The sequence below is a fragment of the Lactimicrobium sp. genome (assembly GCF_036453465.1).
In the GTDB taxonomy this organism is placed as follows: Bacteria; Bacillota_I; Bacilli_A; order Erysipelotrichales; family Erysipelotrichaceae; genus Bulleidia.
Genome location: NZ_JAZHUW010000007.1, coordinates 47,619 through 68,929 on the forward strand (window position 1 = coordinate 47,619; position 21,311 = coordinate 68,929).

The 21,311-nt window shown below is 48.6% G+C and carries 21 protein-coding genes; 18 read left to right on the top strand and 3 right to left on the bottom strand.

What is annotated here, in order from left to right; translation table 11 throughout:
* Positions 1-27 precede the first annotated feature (27 nt).
* Positions 28-342, bottom strand: coding sequence for a hypothetical protein (locus SOI44_RS03145; protein ID WP_331347787.1), 315 nt, complete (start codon positions 340-342; stop codon positions 28-30).
* A gap of 155 nt (positions 343-497) precedes the next feature.
* Between SOI44_RS03145 and SOI44_RS03150 the strand changes: the two genes are divergently transcribed.
* From SOI44_RS03150 to SOI44_RS03160, 3 genes are all read left to right on the top strand, one after another.
* The gene (locus SOI44_RS03150) at positions 498-1,235 is read left to right on the top strand and encodes a YebC/PmpR family DNA-binding transcriptional regulator (RefSeq protein ID WP_331347788.1); all 738 of its coding nucleotides are present in this window, start codon (positions 498-500) and stop codon (positions 1,233-1,235) included.
* 496 nt (positions 1,236-1,731) lie between these two features.
* The gene (locus SOI44_RS03155) at positions 1,732-3,468 is read left to right on the top strand and encodes a carbon starvation CstA family protein (protein WP_331347789.1); all 1,737 of its coding nucleotides are present in this window, start codon (positions 1,732-1,734) and stop codon (positions 3,466-3,468) included.
* A gap of 18 nt (positions 3,469-3,486) precedes the next feature.
* The gene (locus SOI44_RS03160; protein ID WP_331347790.1) at positions 3,487-4,512 is read left to right on the top strand and encodes a branched-chain amino acid aminotransferase; all 1,026 of its coding nucleotides are present in this window, start codon (positions 3,487-3,489) and stop codon (positions 4,510-4,512) included.
* A gap of 39 nt (positions 4,513-4,551) precedes the next feature.
* Here the strand turns inward: SOI44_RS03160 and SOI44_RS03165 are convergent, their stop codons facing one another.
* A complete protein-coding gene (locus tag SOI44_RS03165) occupies positions 4,552-5,673 on the bottom strand; it encodes a tRNA(Met) cytidine acetate ligase (protein ID WP_331347791.1) in 1,122 nt (373 codons plus the stop codon).
* Positions 5,674-5,840: 167 nt separating this feature from the next.
* Here SOI44_RS03165 and SOI44_RS03170 point away from each other — a divergent pair, with 167 nt between their 5' ends.
* The 15 genes from SOI44_RS03170 (at position 5,841) to SOI44_RS03240 (ending at position 21,067) form a co-directional block, all read left to right on the top strand.
* On the top strand, positions 5,841-6,752 hold the full coding sequence (locus SOI44_RS03170; protein WP_331347792.1) for an alpha/beta fold hydrolase: 912 nt from the start codon (positions 5,841-5,843) through the stop codon (positions 6,750-6,752).
* A gap of 65 nt (positions 6,753-6,817) precedes the next feature.
* On the top strand, positions 6,818-7,321 hold the full coding sequence (locus tag SOI44_RS03175; protein ID WP_331347793.1) for a YceD family protein: 504 nt from the start codon (positions 6,818-6,820) through the stop codon (positions 7,319-7,321).
* 17 nt (positions 7,322-7,338) lie between these two features.
* Positions 7,339-7,521 carry a 50S ribosomal protein L32 gene (gene rpmF, locus SOI44_RS03180; RefSeq protein WP_108774092.1) on the top strand — a complete coding sequence of 61 codons (183 nt, stop codon included), beginning with the start codon at positions 7,339-7,341 and terminating at the stop codon, positions 7,519-7,521.
* 179 nt (positions 7,522-7,700) lie between these two features.
* Positions 7,701-8,162 carry a division/cell wall cluster transcriptional repressor MraZ gene (mraZ, locus tag SOI44_RS03185; RefSeq protein WP_331347794.1) on the top strand — a complete coding sequence of 154 codons (462 nt, stop codon included), beginning with the start codon at positions 7,701-7,703 and terminating at the stop codon, positions 8,160-8,162.
* Positions 8,159-9,097, top strand: coding sequence for a 16S rRNA (cytosine(1402)-N(4))-methyltransferase RsmH (gene rsmH / locus SOI44_RS03190; protein WP_331347795.1), 939 nt, complete (start codon positions 8,159-8,161; stop codon positions 9,095-9,097). The genes mraZ and rsmH overlap by 4 nt, the downstream gene beginning before the upstream one ends.
* Positions 9,098-9,100: 3 nt before the next feature.
* On the top strand, positions 9,101-9,439 hold the full coding sequence (locus tag SOI44_RS03195; protein ID WP_331347796.1) for a hypothetical protein: 339 nt from the start codon (positions 9,101-9,103) through the stop codon (positions 9,437-9,439).
* A 6-nt stretch (positions 9,440-9,445) separates the two neighbouring features.
* Positions 9,446-11,677, top strand: coding sequence for a penicillin-binding protein (locus SOI44_RS03200; RefSeq protein ID WP_331347797.1), 2,232 nt, complete (start codon positions 9,446-9,448; stop codon positions 11,675-11,677).
* Positions 11,678-11,731: 54 nt separating this feature from the next.
* The gene (mraY, locus tag SOI44_RS03205; protein ID WP_331347798.1) at positions 11,732-12,691 is read left to right on the top strand and encodes a phospho-N-acetylmuramoyl-pentapeptide-transferase; all 960 of its coding nucleotides are present in this window, start codon (positions 11,732-11,734) and stop codon (positions 12,689-12,691) included.
* Between the two features lie 81 nt (positions 12,692-12,772).
* A complete protein-coding gene (locus SOI44_RS03210; protein WP_331347799.1) occupies positions 12,773-13,357 on the top strand; it encodes a class I SAM-dependent methyltransferase in 585 nt (194 codons plus the stop codon).
* A gap of 130 nt (positions 13,358-13,487) precedes the next feature.
* Positions 13,488-13,781, top strand: coding sequence for a post-transcriptional regulator (locus SOI44_RS03215; RefSeq protein ID WP_331347800.1), 294 nt, complete (start codon positions 13,488-13,490; stop codon positions 13,779-13,781).
* A gap of 4 nt (positions 13,782-13,785) precedes the next feature.
* The gene (secD, locus tag SOI44_RS03220; RefSeq protein ID WP_331347801.1) at positions 13,786-16,083 is read left to right on the top strand and encodes a protein translocase subunit SecD; all 2,298 of its coding nucleotides are present in this window, start codon (positions 13,786-13,788) and stop codon (positions 16,081-16,083) included.
* A gap of 56 nt (positions 16,084-16,139) precedes the next feature.
* Positions 16,140-17,522: a hypothetical protein gene (locus tag SOI44_RS03225; protein WP_331347802.1), complete on the top strand. Its 1,383-nt coding sequence runs from the start codon at positions 16,140-16,142 to the stop codon at positions 17,520-17,522.
* The gene (gene murD / locus SOI44_RS03230) at positions 17,497-18,807 is read left to right on the top strand and encodes a UDP-N-acetylmuramoyl-L-alanine--D-glutamate ligase (protein ID WP_331347803.1); all 1,311 of its coding nucleotides are present in this window, start codon (positions 17,497-17,499) and stop codon (positions 18,805-18,807) included. Before SOI44_RS03225 ends, murD begins: the two co-directional genes overlap by 26 nt.
* Positions 18,804-20,390: a single-stranded-DNA-specific exonuclease RecJ gene (locus tag SOI44_RS03235; protein ID WP_331347804.1), complete on the top strand. Its 1,587-nt coding sequence runs from the start codon at positions 18,804-18,806 to the stop codon at positions 20,388-20,390. Before murD ends, SOI44_RS03235 begins: the two co-directional genes overlap by 4 nt.
* Positions 20,391-20,401: 11 nt before the next feature.
* Positions 20,402-21,067 carry an RNA polymerase sigma factor gene (locus tag SOI44_RS03240; protein WP_331347805.1) on the top strand — a complete coding sequence of 222 codons (666 nt, stop codon included), beginning with the start codon at positions 20,402-20,404 and terminating at the stop codon, positions 21,065-21,067.
* 44 nt (positions 21,068-21,111) lie between these two features.
* Here the strand turns inward: SOI44_RS03240 and SOI44_RS03245 are convergent.
* The coding region (locus SOI44_RS03245; protein WP_331347806.1) for a transposase at positions 21,112-21,311 on the bottom strand (200 nt) is incomplete at its 5' end.

Genomic DNA, 21,311 nt, shown 5'->3' on the forward strand with positions numbered 1-21,311 from the left:
CTATGTCTGTATTGTAGCACAAAGCAATCAGGAAGCCTTTTTGATGACTGCAATGACAGTCAGCTCACCATCTGTATACGTACACAGCAGCTCATCATTGATCTGAATCTGGGAAGGCAGGATCGTCTCATTATCTTCATAGATGACAAGAGAACTGTCCATGGAAACGGTGAAATCTGTACCATCCTGCTGACTCTGTACCGTCAGATCGTTACCGCTGATGGCCGTAACCGTACCATAGACATTTCTGGTGGTATAGCTCTGTGGTTCATCTTCTGCCTCTACCGAAGCACATCCGGCCAGCACAAGCACAGCCAGCACGGCTGACAGTCTGTTTGCCATAAGGATCCTCCTTCCTGTTGTGCATTAATGATAGAAGAAAAATCTCTTTGATATGTGGACATGGGCTGAACATTGGGTGAACATGCAAATATGCTTCCCATATAAAAAGTGCGTGATATAATGGTTCGGTAAAAAATAACAGGAGGAAAGTATACATGGGAAGAGCACATGAAGTACGCGCTGCCTCAATGGCTAAAACGGCAGCGATCAAGTCCAAGCTGTATTCCAGGTTTGGCAAAGAGCTGTATATTGCAGCCAAGAGTGGTGTTCCTGACCCGGATATGAACCTCACACTGAAAAGAAAGATTGCTGAAGCAAAGTCCAATCAGGTTCCGGCTGACGTCATCAAGAGAGCCATTGAAAAGGCAAAGGGCGGCAGTGATGAGAACTATGATGAGGCACGCTATGAAGGATTTGGCCCTGGTGGAAGTACGGTAATCATTGATTGCCTGACTGACAACACAAACCGTTCCTACACCAACGTCAAGACATGTTTCAACAGATGCCGCGGCGCCAAGCTTGTCAATGCCGGCGGTGTATCTTACAACTATGAGAACGACGGTATCTTCGAGTTCCCTTATACCGATGAGGATAAGATGCTGGAAGCACTGATGGAAGCAGATGTTGATGTTCAGGATGTGAGCGTAGATGACGGTGTCATGACAGTCAAGACAACATTCGCTGATTTCGGCAAGGCACAGGATGCCATTGAAAAGCTGATTCCGGGTGTGGAATTCTCCAGATGCGAGACAGCAATGCTGCCGAATGAGTATGTTGAGCTGACCGATCCGGAAGATATTGAGTCTTATCATAAGCTGATGGATATGCTCAATGATGTTGAGGATGTTAACAAGGTTTATTCCAACGTCAGAATTCCAAGTGAGGAAGAGTAAGCAGAGTGAAAGCTCTGCTTTTTCTTATGTCAAGCAATGAAAACGCTCAAATGTAAGAAATGTAAATAGTTTCTGAAGATCATGAAAATAATTTAAAAAGTTACTGAAAATGTGTTGACTTAGATGACTTGCAAAGCTAATATCTTCGCATAGGAAATGAGATGCAGTGAACAGAACATACTGCAGACTTAACGAGTACCTCAAGCGAGCTGCCGTTGGTGGAAGGGCAGCAGGGAAAGCGTCTGTCAGCCTCATCTGTGAGCAGCCCCCTGAAAGCGAAAGTGAGTAGGAAAGGGTCGGCACCCGCCGTTATCCGGGGGTCCAATGGTAGTTGGACGCGAAGAGCAGCCGCACAAGTGCGGAACGCAAAGTGGTACCGCGGAAGTTCAGACTTTCGTCTTTGCTTAATATGCTGAGGCGAAAGTCTTTTTTGCGCCTTCTCATTTTCTAGTGCAGAAAGGGGAGATCCGGAACACACACGGATCACGTAGAGGGTATGAACAGTTTATTCATTTTGTTGTTTGCAGTTGTCGTACTTGCCTGTGGCTATTTGTTTTATGGCCGATGGCTCGCCAAAACATGGGGTGTCGATCCCAAAGCGGACACACCTGCCGTTGTTCACAATGATGGGGAAGATTATGTCCCATCCAGCAGACTGACAGTATTTGCACACCAGTTCTCATCCATTGCCGGTGCAGGACCGGTACAGGGACCCATTCTGGCAGCCGTCTTCGGCTGGGTTCCGGTACTGCTGTGGCTGTTGATCGGCGGTGTCTTCTTCGGCGCCGTACAGGACTTTGGTGCCCTGTATGCCTCCGTCAAGAATGATGGCAAATCCATTGGCATGGTCATTGAAAAATACATTGGGCGCAAAGGCCGTCAGTTCTTCACACTGTTCTGCTGGCTGTTCAGCTGCCTGGTCATCGCTGCCTTCACATCCATGACATCTTCTACATTCAATGGCTTCGTGAAAGCAAGCGATGGCACCGTCACAAAGAACTTCAACGGTGCAGCTGCCGCTACTATCTCCATTCTGTTCGTTGTCTGCGCAATTGTCTTCGGCCTCATTGAAAAAGCAGCCGGAAACAAGATGAAGGAATGGCACAGATTCGTTCTTGCCATCGCCCTGATCGTCTTCATGTTCGCAGCCGGCATGAAACTCCCGGCTTATCTGACAGCTTCCCAGTGGAACCTTGTCATCATGGTTTATCTTTTCATCGCTGCAGTTATGCCGATGTGGATCCTCATGCAGCCGCGTGATTATATGACAACCTTCATGCTGCTGGGCATGATCCTTGGCGGTGTCCTTGGCGTCATCGTCGGCCATCCGACCATGAAGCTCAACGCCTTCAACGGCTTCGTTCTCACATCATCCACCGGTGCAAAGTCCTATATGTTCCCGACTCTGTTTGTCACCATTGCCTGCGGCGCTGTCTCCGGATTCCATTCTCTGGTATCCTCCGGCACAAGCTCCAAGACCATCAGTAATGAAAAAGACATGCTGCCGGTTGGCTATGGCGCCATGGTCACCGAAACACTGCTTGGCGTTGTTTCCCTGATCGTCGTAGGTGCCGTTGCCGTCAATGGCACCGTACCTGCTGATATGACACCATTCCAGATCTTCTCCGCCGGTGTTGCCGGATTCCTTGAGAAGTTCGGTATCCCGACAAGCGTAGCCAATGTCTTCATGACCATGTGCATCTCTGCACTTGCTCTGTCCACACTGGACTCCGTCGGTAGAATCGGCCGTCTCAGCTTCCAGGAACTCTTCTCCGGTGATGAGGAAACAATGCCGGCATGGCGCAAACTGCTCACCAACCGCTATGTTGCTACAACCGTTACCCTGGTACTTGGCTATGTCCTCTGCCTGGGCGGCTATCAGAACATCTGGGCACTGTTCGGCGCTGCCAACCAGATGCTCGCTGCCCTCGTATTGATCGGTATCGCCGTCTTCCTCAAGGCAACAAACCGCAAGGGCTGGATGCTCTATGCACCGATGGCAACCATGCTGGCTGTCACCTTCACAGCAATCGTTCTCAACGTCATCAACAACGTCAAGGCATACATGGCTGGCACCGCTGTATTCCTTGTCAATGGCATGCAGCTGATCATGGCTGTATTCCTGATTGTACTTGGCCTTGTCGTCGCGGTAACATGTATCAAGACGCTCGTGGAAACAGGCCGCACGCCTGCAGAGCGTAAATATCCTGACAGCAATAAAGAGGCTGCCTGATAGAAAGAAGGAATATGCATGGCAAAGAAAGATCTTGACTGGAAAAACATTGGTTTCAATTACCGGGTAACGGATGCCCGCTATGTATCCAACTGGAAAGACGGAAAGTGGGATGAGGGAACTCTGACAAGCGACCCCAATGTCGTCCTGAATGAATCTGCCGGCATGCTGCAGTACTGCCAGCAGGTATTCGAAGGACTGAAGGCATACACATGGAAAGATGGATCGGTTGTATGCTTCCGTCCTGATCTGAATGCCGAGCGTATTTACAACTCGGCCAAGCGGATTGAAATGCCGCCGTTCCCCAAGGACAGATTCCGGGATGCTATTGACCAGGTTGTAAAGGCAAATGTGGACTGGGTGCCGCCATACGGCTCCGGTGCATCGCTGTATATCCGTCCATATGAATTTGCAACCGGCGTTGTCATCGGCGTCAAACCAGCCGATACCTACCAGTTCAGAATCTTCACCACACCAGTTGGCCCTTACTACAAGGGCGGGGCAACTCCGATTGCCCTGCAGGTATCTGACTTTGACAGAGCTGCGCCAAGAGGCACCGGTGCTGTCAAGGCAGGCCTCAACTATGCCATGAGCCTGCATGCAAGCGTCATGGCCCATGCAGCCGGCTTTGCCGAGAACCTCTATCTTGATCCGGCAACCCGCACCTATGTTGAAGAAACCGGCGGCTCCAATGTCATCTTCGTTGACCGTGAAGGCAAGCTTGTCGTACCAAAGTCCGATTCCATCCTGCCTTCCATCACCAGAAGATCGGTTGTCTATATCGCCGAGCACTATCTGCATATGGAAGTCGATGAAAGACCAGTCAAATTCGAGGAAGTCAAGGGCTTTGCTGAATGCGGCCTGTGCGGTACAGCCGCTGTCATCTCACCGGTAGGCAGAATCGTCGACCATGATGATGTCATTGAATTCCCGTCCGGCATGGAACATGCAGGCAAGCATATCGCTGCACTGTATGAAACCATCACCGGCATCCAGAATGGCACGGTGGAAGCACCTGAGGGATGGATTCACAAAGTAATGTAAGTATGAAAAGACCAGCTGAATTGCTCAACTGGTCTTTTCTTATGCTTCTGTTTTGATGTAATGGGCACCGCGGATCTCATTGTCCAGAATCTCTTTCCGCTTCTTTTCTGACAATACACTTGTATACAGCAGGGAAGTACGATATTCAATCACCCGCCAGGGATACGGCACATCCGCAAATCTTGAAGAAATCCGCACATCCTTCTTGCGCATACTGTGCAGCCATTGCCTGCCCATATCATTAAAGCCAAGGATACGCAGTGTATCCATCTTCGACAGCTTCTTTACCTCTTCTTTGGTTACCTGATTCATCGCCTGCAGGCACGTTCTTCTGATCCGTCCGCTTGTATAGCGGTAATTCGTGCAGGCATCCAGGAAAGCATCATAAGTATCACAATCTTTTGCATGTGATACCAGATGATTCTCAATTCCTTCTGAAAACAGAAACAGTCTTTCCAGATCCTCTCTGTGACTTGTCAGAAGGAAGGTGCGCAGATACGGATAATACTTCTCTGGCCAGGGAATCTCAGCATCCCTCAGATCCTGTTCCATGGGCGTGGAACCAAGGAGATCCTGATGTTCATACAATGCCTTGCGGATGGCATAGGCACTGGCAACAGGCCCCATGGCATCATCCAGATAGCCAGTGGTGCGCTGCACAACAATGGGTTCGATATCTGTTCCCTGCAATGCTTTCAGATAGGAAACGGCAAGGATATCATTGGGTGCCATCGAACTTGTCAGAAGGGAATAAGCCCGCGGGAAGGAGAGGCCTTTGCCCATTGCCACATGCAGATGATCAGGATTGACAGGCGTATCCGCAATCTCTTTCAGATTTTCCAGATTGCCGCATTCGGAACCAAAGCAGATGGCATCCACACCCGCAATTTTCAGCAGCTCCACGGCACCGCTGGCAAAATGGGAAGCACTCTGGGTGGCATAAATATAAGGAAGCTCAATCACAACATCCACGCCATTGCGCAATGCACATTCTGTACGCTTCCATTTATCAATGACAGCCGGCTCACCGCGCTGCACAAAATTGCCGCTCATCACAGCAATGATGACATCCGCCCCCGATAATTTCCTGGCCTGCTCAATCTGCCATTGATGGCCGGCATGAAACGGATTGTATTCTGCCACAATGCCACAAGTCTTCATCACGCTCTCTCCTTATATATTCTGATCTGTACGGAAGTGATGATACCGTCTTTTCATAATAGTGCAACATGATTTAGATTCAGACAAATGCACTTTAATGACAATTGTAACCGGTTACATCAAGACTAAAATAAACAGTAAGAAAGAATTTCAGAGGTAAAAGAATCATGGCAAAAGAATTAAATGCAGTGGTGTACCGTCCAACTGGAACGGTGAAGGGAACAGTACTGGTTGTGCATGGTATGCAGGAACATCAGGCCCGCTATGAGGACTTTGCAAAGTTTCTGCAGCAGAATGGCTATGTGGTGATGACCTATAATCTGCCAGGCCACGGGCCGGAGTCACGCAAGGATGGCACCTATGGCTATTTTGGCGATCAGAATGGCTGGGATGTGCTGATCAACAGCGCTGTGACCGGTATCCGGAAACTGAAAGAGGAATATCCGGATGTACCGGTTTATTACTTCGGACATTCCATGGGTACAATGATCGGCAGATGCTTCCTAATGGATCACGATGATATGATCGATGGCATGATCCTGACCGGGGCACCATGCTATAACAGTGCGGTTGGCGTGGCCAAGGCCATTGGTGCCATCATCCGGCTGAACAAAGGTAAGAAGGGACATTCCAAGACACTGGATAAACTGATGACCGGTGGGTTTAACAAAGGTATTGAAAATCCAAAGACACCAGTGGACTGGCTCAGCTGGAATACGGATAACGTACAGTCCTATGTCAATGATCCTGACTGCGGCAAGCCATTTACCATCCAGGGATATATGGACCTGATGGACGGCATGCAGCGGATGGGAAATGTCAAACTGTACCATGTCAAAAAGCCGGATCTTCCAATTGCTTTGTTTGCCGGCGAAGATGATCCGTGCATTGGCGGCAAAGAAGGCTTTGCCTCTACCGTAAGTACGTTGAAGCAGGCTGGATACACCCATATCAGTACAAAGCTGTATCCGCATATGCGCCATGAAATCCTGCATGAAACCGATGCACAGAAAGTCTATGAGGATATCGTATTCTGCCTGGAATCCATGCGCACAAAGGGTGATTCGGGTGTCAAGTAAATTTCGTTGACATTGAAAAACGCTTTGCTATAATGGATGAGCGTTAACGATAGAGGAGAACTGCCGTGAAGTGGACTAGGGAAGAACTGGAGCGGAATGAGAGCCCTGTTTCGTTTGATGAAGATGTGGAAATTAATGATTCTGCATTTGCTGAGAACAAGCTGATCAATGCCGTCCGTGATGTTCACATCAGCGGGACCGGCTGGCTGGATGATGAAACAGGATTGTTTGAATGTGACATTCATCTGACTGGCGATATGCTTCTGCCGGATGCAATTACCGGTGCACAGATTGCGGTTCCCCTGGAGACAGACAGTCATGAAGTCTACTCCTTCGAGGAGACTGATGAAGAAGATGTCCGGGTCGTTACGGATGAAGTCATAGATCTTCTTCCGGCAGTGATTGATGCAATCATGCTGGAAGTGCCGATTTCTGTGACGGAAGTGGAAGAGGATGCCTACCCATCTGGTGATGGCTGGCGGGTAATCTCGGAAGCCGAGTATCAGGAAAGCCGGAAGAATCGGATCGATCCGCGTCTGGCCAAACTGAAAGAATTCAAGAGTGAATAAACAGGAGGTAACGGACGATGGCTGTACAGCAGAGAAGAAATTCCAAGACAAGAAAGAATAAGAGAAGAACTCACTATGTACTGAACAGACCGACACTGGTAAAGTGCCCGGTATGCGGTGCCATGAAGCGTCCTCATCATGCCTGCCCGTCCTGCGGCAAGGTTGGCAAGGATGAAGAGACAGCTTCTGCTGCTGAGTAAATCATTCTGAAAACAGGGAAGAGCAATCTTCCTTTTTTTGTGCCCTGACGGCAGGGCACTTTTTTCTTTCCGAGCATTTCCGTTGACAATTTTCAGATAAAACAATGTGAAATTTCCCTGTGTGTCTTGTTGCAGAAGGTAAAAGTGGTATACTTGTGTCAGAAAGTGGAGCGAAGTGGATGAAAGTGGGGAGAAAGGCATCGTTCCTCGGTGAATACAGGCACTGTCTCGATGCTAAAAACAGATTGATTATTCCCGCAAAGTTCAGGGATTCACTAAGCGACACTTTTTATGTTACGAAGGGATTAGATGGCTGTCTGGCGGTTTATACGCAGGAAAGCTGGGACGATCAGATCGCCCAGCTTTCAAAGCTTCCCCGGACAAACCTGAAAGCCCGCCGTTACATCCGGAGTATTACCTCCCAGGCAATAGAAGGCAGTCTTGACAGTCAGGGAAGACTGCAGCTGCCACAGTATCTGATCGACGGTGCAGGCATTCAGAAAGCCTGCGTCATCGTTGGCGTATCAGACTACTTTGAGATCTGGTCTGAAGAAAACTGGGACAAGCAGAATGCAGAGGCTTCGGTATCCTTCGAAGAAGATGCAGAAGAGCTCACCCAGTTCCTGGAGAAAGATGTATGAAACATGTTTCCGTACTTCTTCATGAGACCGTTGATCTTCTCAATGTGAAACCAGACGGCATCTACGTCGATGGCACACTGGGAAGAGGCGGGCATGCCGGCCTTTTGATCTCAAAACTGACAACCGGACACCTGTATGCATTTGACAAGGATGAGCAGGCCATTGCCGAATCCAGAGAGAACCTGAAAGAGGCTCTGGATAAAGTGACATTCATCCACAACGATTTCCGCTATATGCAGGAAGAACTTTCCAGATATGGCATCGAACATGTGGATGGGGTCATGATGGACCTTGGTGTCAGCTCACCGCAGTTCGATGATCCCGCGCGTGGTTTCAGCTACCGCTATGATGCAAGGCTGGACATGCGTATGGACCAGGAACAGTCCAAAGATGCATGGCAGGTTGTCAACACATATCCATACCAGGAACTTGTCCGCATTCTGCGTGAATACGGTGAGGAACGGTATGCTGTACAGATTGCCCGTGCGATTGAGCGCCGCCGGCAGGATGGACCGATTGATACAACCTTCCAGCTGGTCGATGTCATCCGCAGCGCACTTCCGGAAAAGGAACTGCACAAGAAGGGCCATCCCGCCAAGCAGACATTTCAGGCTCTGCGGATTGAAGTCAATGACGAACTGGATTCTCTGGAACGGGGTCTGCGTGAGGCATGCGGCATGCTGAATGTGCATGGCCGCTGCGCCGTCATTACTTTCCACTCCCTGGAAGACCGGCTGGTGAAAAAGACCTTTAAAGATTTGTCCTCTGCTCCATTTGTGGCGCCCAAAATTCCACTGAAGGCTGATCAGATGGAGCAGGCCTCCTTCCTTCTGGTAAATAAAAAACCAGTGGTGGCAGATGAACAGGAATTGGCAGAAAATCACCGCAGCCACAGTGCAAAGCTGCGGGTGATTGAAAGAATACGAGGTGTTTGAGAGATGCAGAAGATCAGAAAGACAAGAAAAACCGCAAGACGCAGAAGAAAGCTGAACCTGTTGAACTTTTCAATGGTACTATTGGTGACGGCCGGTCTTGCATATCTGGCTTCCTCTCTGTTTCTGCGCTCTTATAACAACGAACTGAGCACACGAATTCAGCAGCGGAATTCCGAAACTGCTGTTCTGCAGACGCAGAATGATGCCGTGGCAGTCGATATCCAGACACTGGAAAAGAAGGAACGCGTGGATCAGATTGCGTCCAGCAATGGCATGACCAGCGATTCCAACAGTGTCATTACCATTTCTGCCAGCACAGACCAGGCGGCGTCTGGAGATTAGTTTTACATGGCAAGAAGGAAAAGAAACAGACATAACAGAAGAGTTCCCAATACGATCGGACATATTGCCGCAGTGACATCGGTAGCATTTGCAGTGCTTATTTCCGATGTTTTTTTGGTATCTGTGCGCAAAGTCCATTTCCGCTCCGGGACAGATCTTTCTGTTTACAGTGATACAAGCAATGTCGTCACCGAGACCATCATGGCTACCCGCGGCGATATCTATGACAAGGACGGCGTTACCCTGGCCGAAGACAATCATACATATAACATTGTCTGCATCCTTGACTCATCCCGTCCCTCCACAGATGAAAACCATCCTGCTTATGTCAAAGACAAAGAAGGTACAGCAAAGCAGCTCTCGGAAATCCTTGGCATGGACTATGACAAAGTGCTTGGCTATTTAAGCCAGGATGGCGTCTATCAGACCGAACTTGGCAATGATGGCAGAAACCTGTCCAAGGATACCAAGGACGCCATTGAAGCTCTGAACCTTCCCGGCATCGAATTTACCGACTCCATCCAGCGTGTGTATCCAATGGGTGCCTTTGCACCATACATCATCGGCTATGTCACCCAGGATGATGACGGTACCTACAGCGGTAAGATGGGCTTTGAACAGATTCTCAATTCCTATCTCGCCGGACATGATGGATCCCGCACTTACCAGACTGACCAGTATGGCTATGTTCTGCCAGGTATGAAGGAAAGCGTTGTTTCGGCCACCAATGGCGACAATGTGACTTTGACACTGGATGCAGATATTCAGCAGACCCTGGAACAGTCTTTCCAGATCACAAAGGAAGAATTCAACCCGGACCAGATCTGGGGTGCTGTCATGGAAGCGGACACCGGCCGTATTGTGGCATGGGGACAGTATCCGGAATTTGATCCCAATACACTGGATATTACGGAATATCAGAACTATGGCTCACAGGTTGCCTATGAACCAGGATCTACGCTCAAGACATTTACCTGGGCAGCCGCAATCAATGAAGGCAAGTACAACAGTGACAATACGGCAGAAGGCTACAAGTACTGCTATGTTTCCAATGAGAACAATGATCCGGTACGCACCTATGATGAAGCCAGTGCCAAGGCAGCCGGATACAGCTGTGTCATGAACTACCATGATGAAAGCTATTCCAATCCAACCCTGGATGACGGCCTGAAATATTCATTGAATACGGTTGCCGCAACGATCCAGAACGAATACATCACCCCGGAAACCCATCTGCAGTATCTCAAGAATTTCGGTTTCTTTGACAATGTGAATACAGATGGTATCCCGGAAGTTTCCGGAACACTGAACTTTACCTGGCCGGCGGACAAGATCAACCTGTCATTCGGACAGGGTTCTACCGTAACGATGCTGCAGCTGTTACAGGCATACAGTGCAATCATGACCGATGGCACCATGAAGAAACCATACTTCATTGATTCCATCCGTGATCCATATGATGCCAGCAAAGTTCTGTATCAGGGTGAAACGACGGTAACCGGTACACCAATCACGGCCGATACGGCAGCCAAGGTCAGAAGTATTCTTTATAAGGTTGTCAATGAAGAGGGCGGCACCGGCTATCATTATCAGATTCCGGAATGCAAGGTCATTGGCAAGACCGGTACAACCGAAGTTGCCAAAAACAATTCCTATGATACGGACTATGTTATTTCCTCCATCATGCTTGGCTTGCCGGCTGACAATCCCAAGTACATCATCTACTATGCCTTTGCGATGAATTTCCAGACCATCGGCACCAAGACCGAAGCCGTCACGAATCTGGAACGCAAGGTTGCCCAGGTGTATGGTCTGTCTGACAATGCCAGCAGCGATACTTCTGATGCAAGTGATACCCAGACTGCCACAGCCAGCACGGATCAGATTGTGACCAGCAGTATGCCATCGCTTGTCAACCATTCTCTGGATTATGCCAATAATGCATTGTCATCCCTTGGTGTGGATACCATTGTGCTTGGCAGCGGCGATACGGTCATTGATCAGTATCCAAGTGCTTCCAGCAGTGTGGATACCGGTCAGCGGGTTTTCCTGTTAACGGATACGCAGAGCTTTACGATGCCGGATCTGACCGGATGGACAAGAAAGGATGTGGCTGCCTTGTGGGCAGTAACCGGCTTTGGCTTCCAGCTGAGCGGGGATGGGGTTGTCACTTCTCAGTCGGTGCCGGCCGGTACGACCGTCAGTAAGGGTACTGAAATCCAGGTTGTCTTCGGTTAGGACGGTTCATATAATAAAAAGAACAAAGGCGTTGTTGAAAAAGGAGATTTCATCATGATGAAACTGATATTGTGCTATTTGATCAGCCTGATTGCCGTGCTGATTCTGATGCCCTGGTTTATCGACTTTATGAAGAAACAGAGCATCAGGCAGAGTATTTCCCAATACAGCACAAAGGAAGACCAGGCCAAGGCAGGCACACCGATCATGGGCGGCATTCTGTTCATTGTTGTGCCGATTGTCATGACCCTGCTTTCCTCAGGGCAGGCATTAAAAGACATGGACACATGGATTGCCATTCTTGCCTTTGCGGGTTACGGCCTGATTGGTTTCATCGATGATTTCCTGATTGCAGTGAAAAAGAACAACGATGGCCTGAAGCCATGGCAGAAGCTGCTGATGCAGCTGGTACTAGCCATTGCCTTCTATCTGCTGTACCGCTCCCATGCAAGACTGGAGATCATCTGGCCGTTCACACACCATGTATGGTATCTGGGCTGGGGATATTTCATCCTGATCCTGCTGATGTTTACTGGCAGCTCCAATGCTGTCAACCTGACCGATGGCATGGACGGCCTGGCCGCCGGATGCTCGATCATCGCCCTGTGTGCCTTCCTGGTCGTTGCTCTTGTCCAGCATCGAATCGGTCTTTCCGTCTTAATCTGCTCACTGCTTGGCGCATTATGCGGCTACCTTTACTACAACAAGAAACCTGCCAGAGTCTTTATGGGTGATACTGGTTCACTGGCTCTTGGCGGCATCATGGCAGCCATGGCCATGACCATGAAGATTGAAGTGGCCTTCATTGTTATTGCCGGCATCTTTGTCATGGATACCCTCAGCGTGATCATCCAGATCACATCTGTCAAAACACGCCATAAGAAAGTGTTTGTCTATACACCGATTCATTTTGCCTTCCGCATCAAGGGTATGCCCGAGAATTCGGTTGTGCATATGTTCTGGCTGATTGAAGCCGGCTTTGCTGCCCTTGGATTGTTTATTGCCTTACATTAATATGACAGAATCAAAGGGATGCTCTTGCATTGCACAGGCTGAATGACTACACTTTCCTCGTGCTTTGGAAGGAGAAGCTCCATGTTGTTTGAAAAAGTAAAAAAGCTGACGGAAAAACGTGACGGCAGACCGGGAACAATGTCTTTGTATCTGCAGGATGCCTCACAGAAACAATTGCGGAAGTGGAGTCTGTCACTGCTTGCGAAAAGGAATCCTGAAAATCTGCTGGAAATCGGCCTGGGAACCGGTGCCTCGCTGCAGGCAATGCTGAAACAATGGCCTGCAAGCCATGCCATTGCGATTGATCATGCATCCCAGCCTGTTACCATGGCTGCCCGCAGCAATGCGGATGCCATCAAGCAGGGACGCTGCATCGTTATGGAAGGGGAAGCCTGCCATCTGCCATTCCCGGATGATACGTTTGATCTGATCATTGCCTTTGATTCCATTTCTTCCTGGCGTGATCTGAATAACAGCGTGCAGGATATCTATTCCGAACTTGTCAAAGGCGGCTGTTTTGCGATCATCAATGCCGATGACAAGGGACCGGGATTTGATGAAAGCAGCCTGCGTCCACTGCTGTATGATGCCGGATTCTCCAGAGTGAAGGCATACCGCCATGAAGCAGATCCATGGCTGCTGCTGGTTGCCGAGAAAGAAAGATAATTTGTGTTTTGCACCATTAACAGGTCTGGCTGACAGATCTGTTTTTGCTTTTTTTGTACCTGTATACGATTCTGGTTTCATCTGTATGCCATGTTTTGGTATAATACTGTAATCGTCGGGAGGAAAGTTCATGCATCAGGAGACTTTTGATGTGCACAATACATCGGTGCAGATGCTGATGGTTGTGCATATTCAGCAGCTGCAGCGGACCAGTCTTTCCAGCCTTACTTATACAGACCTTGAGGATTACCTCAATGATTTTCTATGGAAGAGAGACTGCCCGCATTCACTGCATGAAGCGGCTGACGATGTACTTCATGTAACAGCCAATGATCTGGTTCGCTTTATGTCAAAGCAGGCTGTAACGCAGGGGGCAAGCGGAAATCTTGCGGACTTTGCAGATTTGATAGGAGGATTGAAATAAACCAATGGAAAAGACGAAAAAGGTAAGAAAAGGACCACTGGCGGCCATCGCCGTGGTGATTGTTCTTCTGGGGGTGCTGGTCGCTTCCACCTTCAGTCTGATCAAGAGCCATCTGAACCTGGGCCTTGATCTGAAGGGAGGTTTTGAAATCCTGTATCAGGTTGACCCCTTGAATGATGGTGACAGCGTTGATATGAATGCCGTTGTCAACAGCATTTCCAAACGTGTCAATGTACTTGGTGTTTCGGAACCTTCCATCACTGTAGAAGGCAATGACCGCATCCGTGTGCAGCTGGCCGGTGTTACCGATCAGGAAAGTGCACGTGAGATGCTGGGCACAACGGCAAACCTGACCTTCCGTGATGTGGATGATAATGAACTGGCAGATGCCAGCATCCTGACCCAGGGCGGTGCATCGCTTGGCTATCAGGATGGCAAACCGGTTGTATCCCTCAAGATTGCCGATACAAGCAAGTTTGCTGAAATCACAAGCCAGATCGCAGCCAAGAGCAGCGGTGAAAACATTCTGGTCATCTGGCTCGATTATGAAGACGGTGATTCCTATAAGACAGAAGCGGCTAAGGAAGCCAAGGGTGAAGAGCCAAAGTACATCTCTGCTGCCACGGTTTCTTCTTCCATCAGCGGTGACTGCATCATCTCCGGCAACTTCACAGAGACACAGGCAAAGACCCTGGCCAATCTGATCAACTCCGGTTCTCTGCCGGTCAAGCTGACTGAGATTTCCTCCAATGTTGTCTCTGCCCAGTATGGTGAAGATGCGCTGCATGTGACAGCCATTGCCGGTGCCGCTGGTATTGCCCTGGTTATGCTGTTCATGATAATTGCCTACCGTCTGCCTGGTATTCTTTCCAGCATCATGCTGGTGCTCTATATCTGGGCAGTCTTCGGTGTCTATGCATTGATGGGTGCAACCTTCACGCTGTCTGGTATTGGCGCTCTGGTGCTTGGCGTTGGTATGACCGTCGATGTCAATATCATCAACTTTGAACGGATCCGACAGGAATTGTACAAAGGACACAGTATCCGCAACTCCATTGCAAGAGGCCAGCAGCTTTCCTTCAGTGCGATCTTTGACTCCCAGTTCACAACGCTGATCTCTGCCTTGATCATGTATATCTGGGGCAATGGTGCTGTCAAAGGATTTGCGACCATGCTGATTATTACCGTTATCATGACCCTGGCAATCAACGTCGGCTTCTCCAAGTGGCTGCTGGATTCGGTATCCAAGAGCGGAATTGCTGATGGCCATCCGGAATGGTTCCATGTCAAGAAGAATCAGATCCCGGATGTTTCCAAGGGTGAAAAGCAGTTCTATACAGGTGTTAAGAACTTCGATTATGTCGGCAAGGGCAAGTATGTCATCCGCACAGCCATTGTGCTGCTGCTGATCGGCCTGTGCTTTGGTATCGGCCATACAGCTAAAGGCGACGGTTTCATGAACCTCGGCATTGACTTCTCTTCCGGTACCAAGTTGACGATCACCAGTGACAATCCGATCACGGTTGCTGAAGTATCCAGTGCTATGGATAAGCTTGGCTATACAGACTTCAGCTATCAGGCAGCTGGTGATACAACTGTCTATGCAACAACCAAGCAGTCCATTGCTTCGGATGAGCTGATTACACTGAAACAGAATCTGGCAGATGAGTTCGGTCAGGAACCTGGTGACAACGTCGTGACACCGGTTGTCGGCCGTGAGCTTGTCCGCAATGCTGTCATTCTGACCGTGGTGGCATGGATTGCCATGATGGCTTACATCACCATCCGCTATGAATGGGAATATGCCCTTGGCTGTATCATTGCCCTCATGCATGATGTGTGCATGGTGCTGGCTGTGTTTGCTGTCTTCCGTATGGAAGTCAATACCGAAGTCATCTCTGTACTGCTGACCATCATCGGTTATTCCATCAATAACTCCATCATTGTATTCGACCGGATCCGCGAACATATGAAGGATCTCAAGACAAAGCCTGATACTGAAACGCTGAAGAAGATCATCAATGAATCCGAAGGCGAGACGATCAAGATGTCTCTGTATGGTTCCATTACAACCATTATTCCGGTTGTTGTGATCATCGGGTTTGGGGCAAATTCCATCTTCACCTTCATGTTTGCTATGCTGGTTGGTCTGATTGCCGGTACATTCTCTTCCATCTTTATCGCTCCGGCGGTCTGGAAGCACTTCTATCAGAAGTTTGGCGGCCGTCACAAGAAGGCGAAAAAGAAGAAGGAATACAAAGAAGAGCTGGATGAGTATACATTCAAAGGCATAAACGCATAAAATAAGAGCGGCTCCTGAGAGCCGCTTTTTCTCACAGATATGGAAAGGAACCTCTGATGCAATACGAAGAACTGAGACAGAAATATACAGACTTTTACTATCACAGCTTTGTGCTTGAAGAAGACCAGGCAAAACTGCGGGTGACATATGATTTTGAAATCAAAAATCTTTCCCATTTCCATCCAACCTTTACCCTGGCAAAGCCAGATGCTGCATCCATCAAAGATGATCCTTTGATCAGAGCCTGTGCTTTTTCCCTTGGCATGGTAGAGCTGATCAGCTATTGGAAAATCTCCTGTGCACCGCATGTGCATGTGTGCTGCCATCTGGATGATGAACAGACTGCATGGTGGAAGAAGCTCTATTTCAATGGACTTGGCGAATTCTTCTATAAAAACGGCATCCATACCGATGAAGATTCGTTCATGGATCTGCAGTCGGGTGAAGAAAAACTGGCAGCTGTTACTTCAACAGCTGAGAACCATGGCAATCTGATTGCCGTTGGCGGCGGCAAGGATTCCTTTGTGACGATGGATCTGCTGAAAGAGGAAAAGGAACACAACCATGCCTTTGTGATCAATAAAGTCATGAGTGCCATTCACTCTGCCCAGGCCGCTGGCTATACCGGATCGAGATTGATCAACCCGACAAGAACCCTGGACCCTGCCATGCTGGAACTTAACAAACAGGGCTATCTCAATGGCCATACACCATTCTCTGCCATGGCTGCCTTTGCCGGCTATCTGACCGCGGCTGTCTGGCACAAGAAATACATTGTGCTTTCCAATGAGAGCAGTGCCAATGAGAGTACCGTCAAGGGTTCCAAAGTCAATCACCAGTATTCCAAGACATTTGAATTCGAGCAGGATTTCAATGCCTATGTAAAGAAGTATCTGCCGGCAGATATCCATTACTTCTCCATGTTAAGACCATTGTCAGAACTGCAGATTGCCGGTATCTTTGCCACCCTGAAGCCATATCATTCCGTTTTCCGTTCCTGCAATGTCGGCCAGAAAGAAGAGAAATGGTGCGGACACTGTGCCAAATGTCTGTTTGTATGCATCATGATGACGGCGTTCCTGGATGAGGATGAGGTTGTTTCCATCTTTGGCAGAAATATGCTGGCGGATCCGGAAATGAAGGAACTGTTTGAAGAGCTGACCGGTATGCAGGATAACAAGCCGTTTGAATGCGTCGGCACCCGTGATGAGGTGAATATTGCCGTTGCCATGGGCATCCGCCGATACAGCAGAAACGGAAAACAGCTGCCGGCATTATATGATTTCTATACAAAGACACCGTACTATCATTTCTATCAGAGCAGAAGTGTTGACTGGCACAGCTATAACGAGCAGAATTTACTGCCAGAGCATTTTGCAGCAATCGTGAAAGCAAAACTGAAGGAGATGTCAGATGAGTCTGGAAAACTGGAAGACTGAATTTGAAAATAAGAAGATTGTGATCTGGGGGTTTGGCATGGAAGGCCGCTCTACGCTTGCCTTCATCCGCCGTTTACTCCCGGAGCAGGATATTTTCATTGCCGAAAGCAGACGGTCAGATCTTGCAAAGATCATGGCCGAAAACCCGCATGTCAAAGCCGTCTATGATGATGAGACAGACTTTACAAAGTTTGATCTTGTCATGAAGTCACCAGGCATTGTGGCACCGAAAAACATTCCTTCGGATAACTTTACCGGACAGACAGAACTGTTTTTAAAGCATTACCGCAGTCAGGTGATCGGCATTACCGGTACCAAGGGCAAAAGTACAACAACATCACTGCTGTATGCCCTGCTGAAAGAGAAGAGGGCAGTCAACCTGGTCGGCAATATCGGCATTCCGGCTTTTTCTGCCATTGACCACATGGAACAGGGAGAACTGGCTGCCTATGAGCTCAGCTGCCATCAGCTGGAATACTGTGACCAGTCACCGCATATGGCTGCCTTCCTCAACCTGTATGAAGAGCATCTGGATCACTATGGCACCTTTGAAGCCTATGGTGCTGCCAAGGCCAATATTTTCCGCCATCAGAAACCGGGCGATATCATCGTCATGGATGAGCATCTGACTGATTTTATCAAAGAAAGCATCAATCCACCGGTGCTGATTGGCAAAGATATCAATGCCAGTGGACATACACTGATCATTCCCGGCCATACACTGACAATTGAAAAATGTGCCCTGATCGGAGAACACAATTACCGCAATCTTGCCGTGGCATGGTATCTGGCAAGACAGTATGGCGTTACCGATGAAATGGTGCAGGATGCCATGGCAAAGTTCCAGCCGCTGCATCACCGCCTGGAAGATCTGGGCGAGTTTGATGGCATCCGTTATGTCAACGACTCGATCAGCACGATCGGACCTGCGGCTATTCAGGCATTGAAGGCACTGCAGAATGTGGATACGGTATTAATCGGCGGCAATGACCGCGGCATTGAATATGATGAGCTGGAAGACTACCTGCATGCACGCACCGATGTCAAAGTCATCTTCATGTACGCAACCGGGAAACGTGTTCATAAGGAAATGAAGGACAAGGGACTGGACCGGGAAGGTCTCTATGATACCGAAGATCTGGCACAGGCAGTTGCCCTGGCAAAGAAGCTGACAAGACCGCATCATATCTGCCTGCTTTCTCCGGCAGCTTCGTCCTATGATCATTTCCGCAATTTTGAGGAAAGGGGAGACGTCTTTGCAAAACTGGCGTCAGGCAGAGAATGAACTGCCGGCTTGTTGAAGTAGATGGCTCTGTGTATGCCAGTGCCTATGGCTTAGGTTCGCTTGCGGCAAAGCTGTGTGCGCACAGCCAGCTGGATGATGCCCAGATGAAGGATCTGCTTGGAGATGATGCACTTACAACATCAAAGGCAGAATGTGTTAAAGCAGCCTGTGCACGCCTGCTTCAGGCAAAAGACCAGAATGAAAAGGTATTTGTCGGCGGTGATTATGATGCCGATGGCATCTGTGCCACCACGATCATGAAAAAGACCCTGGATAAGCTTGGCATTGTCAATGGCTACTACATCCCGGACCGTCTCAAGGAAGGCTATGGCCTGTCTGCCCATACCGTGCAGCTTGCTAAGCAAAAGGGCTATTCCCTGATCATCACAGTCGATAATGGTGTCAAGGCACATGAAGCCATCCAGGCAGCCCATGATCTTGGCATGGATATCATCATCACCGATCATCATACGATTGATGAAGAAGTTGGTGCAGATATCCTTGTTCATCCAACATTGATGGAAGAACAGTACAAGACACTTTCCGGTGCTGGTGTAGCACTGGAAATCTCGAGAAATCTCATCGGTAACGATGAAATGCTCAACAGCATTGCCTGTGTGGCCGCCATTGGCGATGTGATGCCGTTATGGCATGAGACAAGACGCATCGTCAAGCGCGGAATTTACAATCTGTCCCAGGGCATTCCAGCCTCTGTATGTGCTTTGTTCAATGGCAGGGGCAGGGTGGATGAAACCGCCATTGCCTTTCAGATTGTGCCCAAACTCAATGCCGTCGGCCGCATGAATGATGATTCCAATGTTAATACGGTGGTGCCGTTTCTGCTCAGTGAAAACAGGACAGTGATTGCGGATTATGCCAGACAACTCAATGATGTCAACCGGGCCAGACAGAACATCTCTTCAAGAATGCTGACAAAGGCAAAGACACTCCTGCAGGATGATGATTTTCTGCTGGTCTATGATCCTGACTTTGAAACCGGCATCAGCGGCCTGGTTGCAGGAAGGCTTGCCCATGAATACCATAAACCGGCACTTGTTATGGCCGATCATAATGATCTGATCACCGGCAGTGCCCGCAGTGTAGAAGGCTTCAATATCTACGATTTCTTTTCACAGTTTGATGGCCTGAAAGCATTTGGCGGCCACCCCATGGCAGCCGGTCTTTCCATTGCCAAAGAGGATTATGATGCGTTCTGCCATCAGCTCAAAGATCATATGGCAGCTTCTCACTTTGTCTATCATGAGCCTGTCCAGGATGCCATTCTTGTCAACAGCCAGGATATCGAGATCTCTGCCATCCAGGATCAGGAACGGCTGTTCCCCTGGCCCAAGCAGCTGAAGGATCCGCTGTTTGCCATTAGAAATCCTCAGGTTGTCAGCGTCATGCACAGGCCGAAGGTTGTACGCTACCATCTGGCCAATCAGATGACAGGCTATGATGCCATCTCATTTGATATGAAAAAGGAATATCCGGATGCACCGCAGCTGCTGATTGGAACGGTTGGACTTAACGAATTCCGCTCACAGATCAGTGCCCAGATGATGCTGCAGGATATCAAATAATCATCCCTGCAGTGCAGAAGCCAGTTATTGTTTTGCGTTCTGGCTTTGCAAAAAGTTTGATTATCAAGATAAGGTTTCTTCAATTCCTTATCTTTTTTCTTTTTGGGATCAATTCCTGCGACGATTCATGCTCCTGTATCGTATTATTATTGAAGAATTCTTCGGGTAATACAATGAGAGAAAAATTGGAAAGGCTGGCTTCGAAATACCATAAAGATTTATTCCGTGCTGCTTTTGGCATAACCCACCATATCAGTGATGCTGAAGATGCGGTACAGAACACCTATATCAAGTACCTGGAAGATCAGACGGATTTTGAAAATGAGAGACATTTGAAAGCATGGCTGTTAAGAACCGTGATGAATCAGGCGAAGGATACGATGAAAACATTCTGGCACCGGAATCGTGTGTCTCTGGAAGATTACATGCAGTATTTTGAATTCTCAAACAAAGTGGAATGCAATCTGGCTGAAGCTGTCCTGACGCTTCCTTCCCGATATCGTATTGTTATTTCTCTGTATTATTATGAGGATTTCAGTGTCGCGGAAATTGCGAATGCTCTGCATTTGTCAGAGAGTGCGGTAAAAAGTCGCCTTTCAAGAGGAAGAAGATTGCTGAAGAAAAGGCTGGATATCAGAAGCAGCTTCGAAAGCCATAAACTCTCGGAATTTGGATAAAAATAGCTTCAGTCCTAATTTCTGTTGATAGGTATCCTCTGAGGTCATGAAAACTTTCTGCTGGCATCTATGATCTTCAGAAAGAAATATTCATCATCCGGATAGCCGTATCCTTTTCGTCTCAGTGTCTTGATCATCTGGTTGGTTCCTTCAACTTTGCCGGATGAGATATGGACTCTTGCGTGAGAGATAATTCCTTTCATGTGGTCCTCCAGCAGCTTGGCAAACCACATGAAATGCTTGT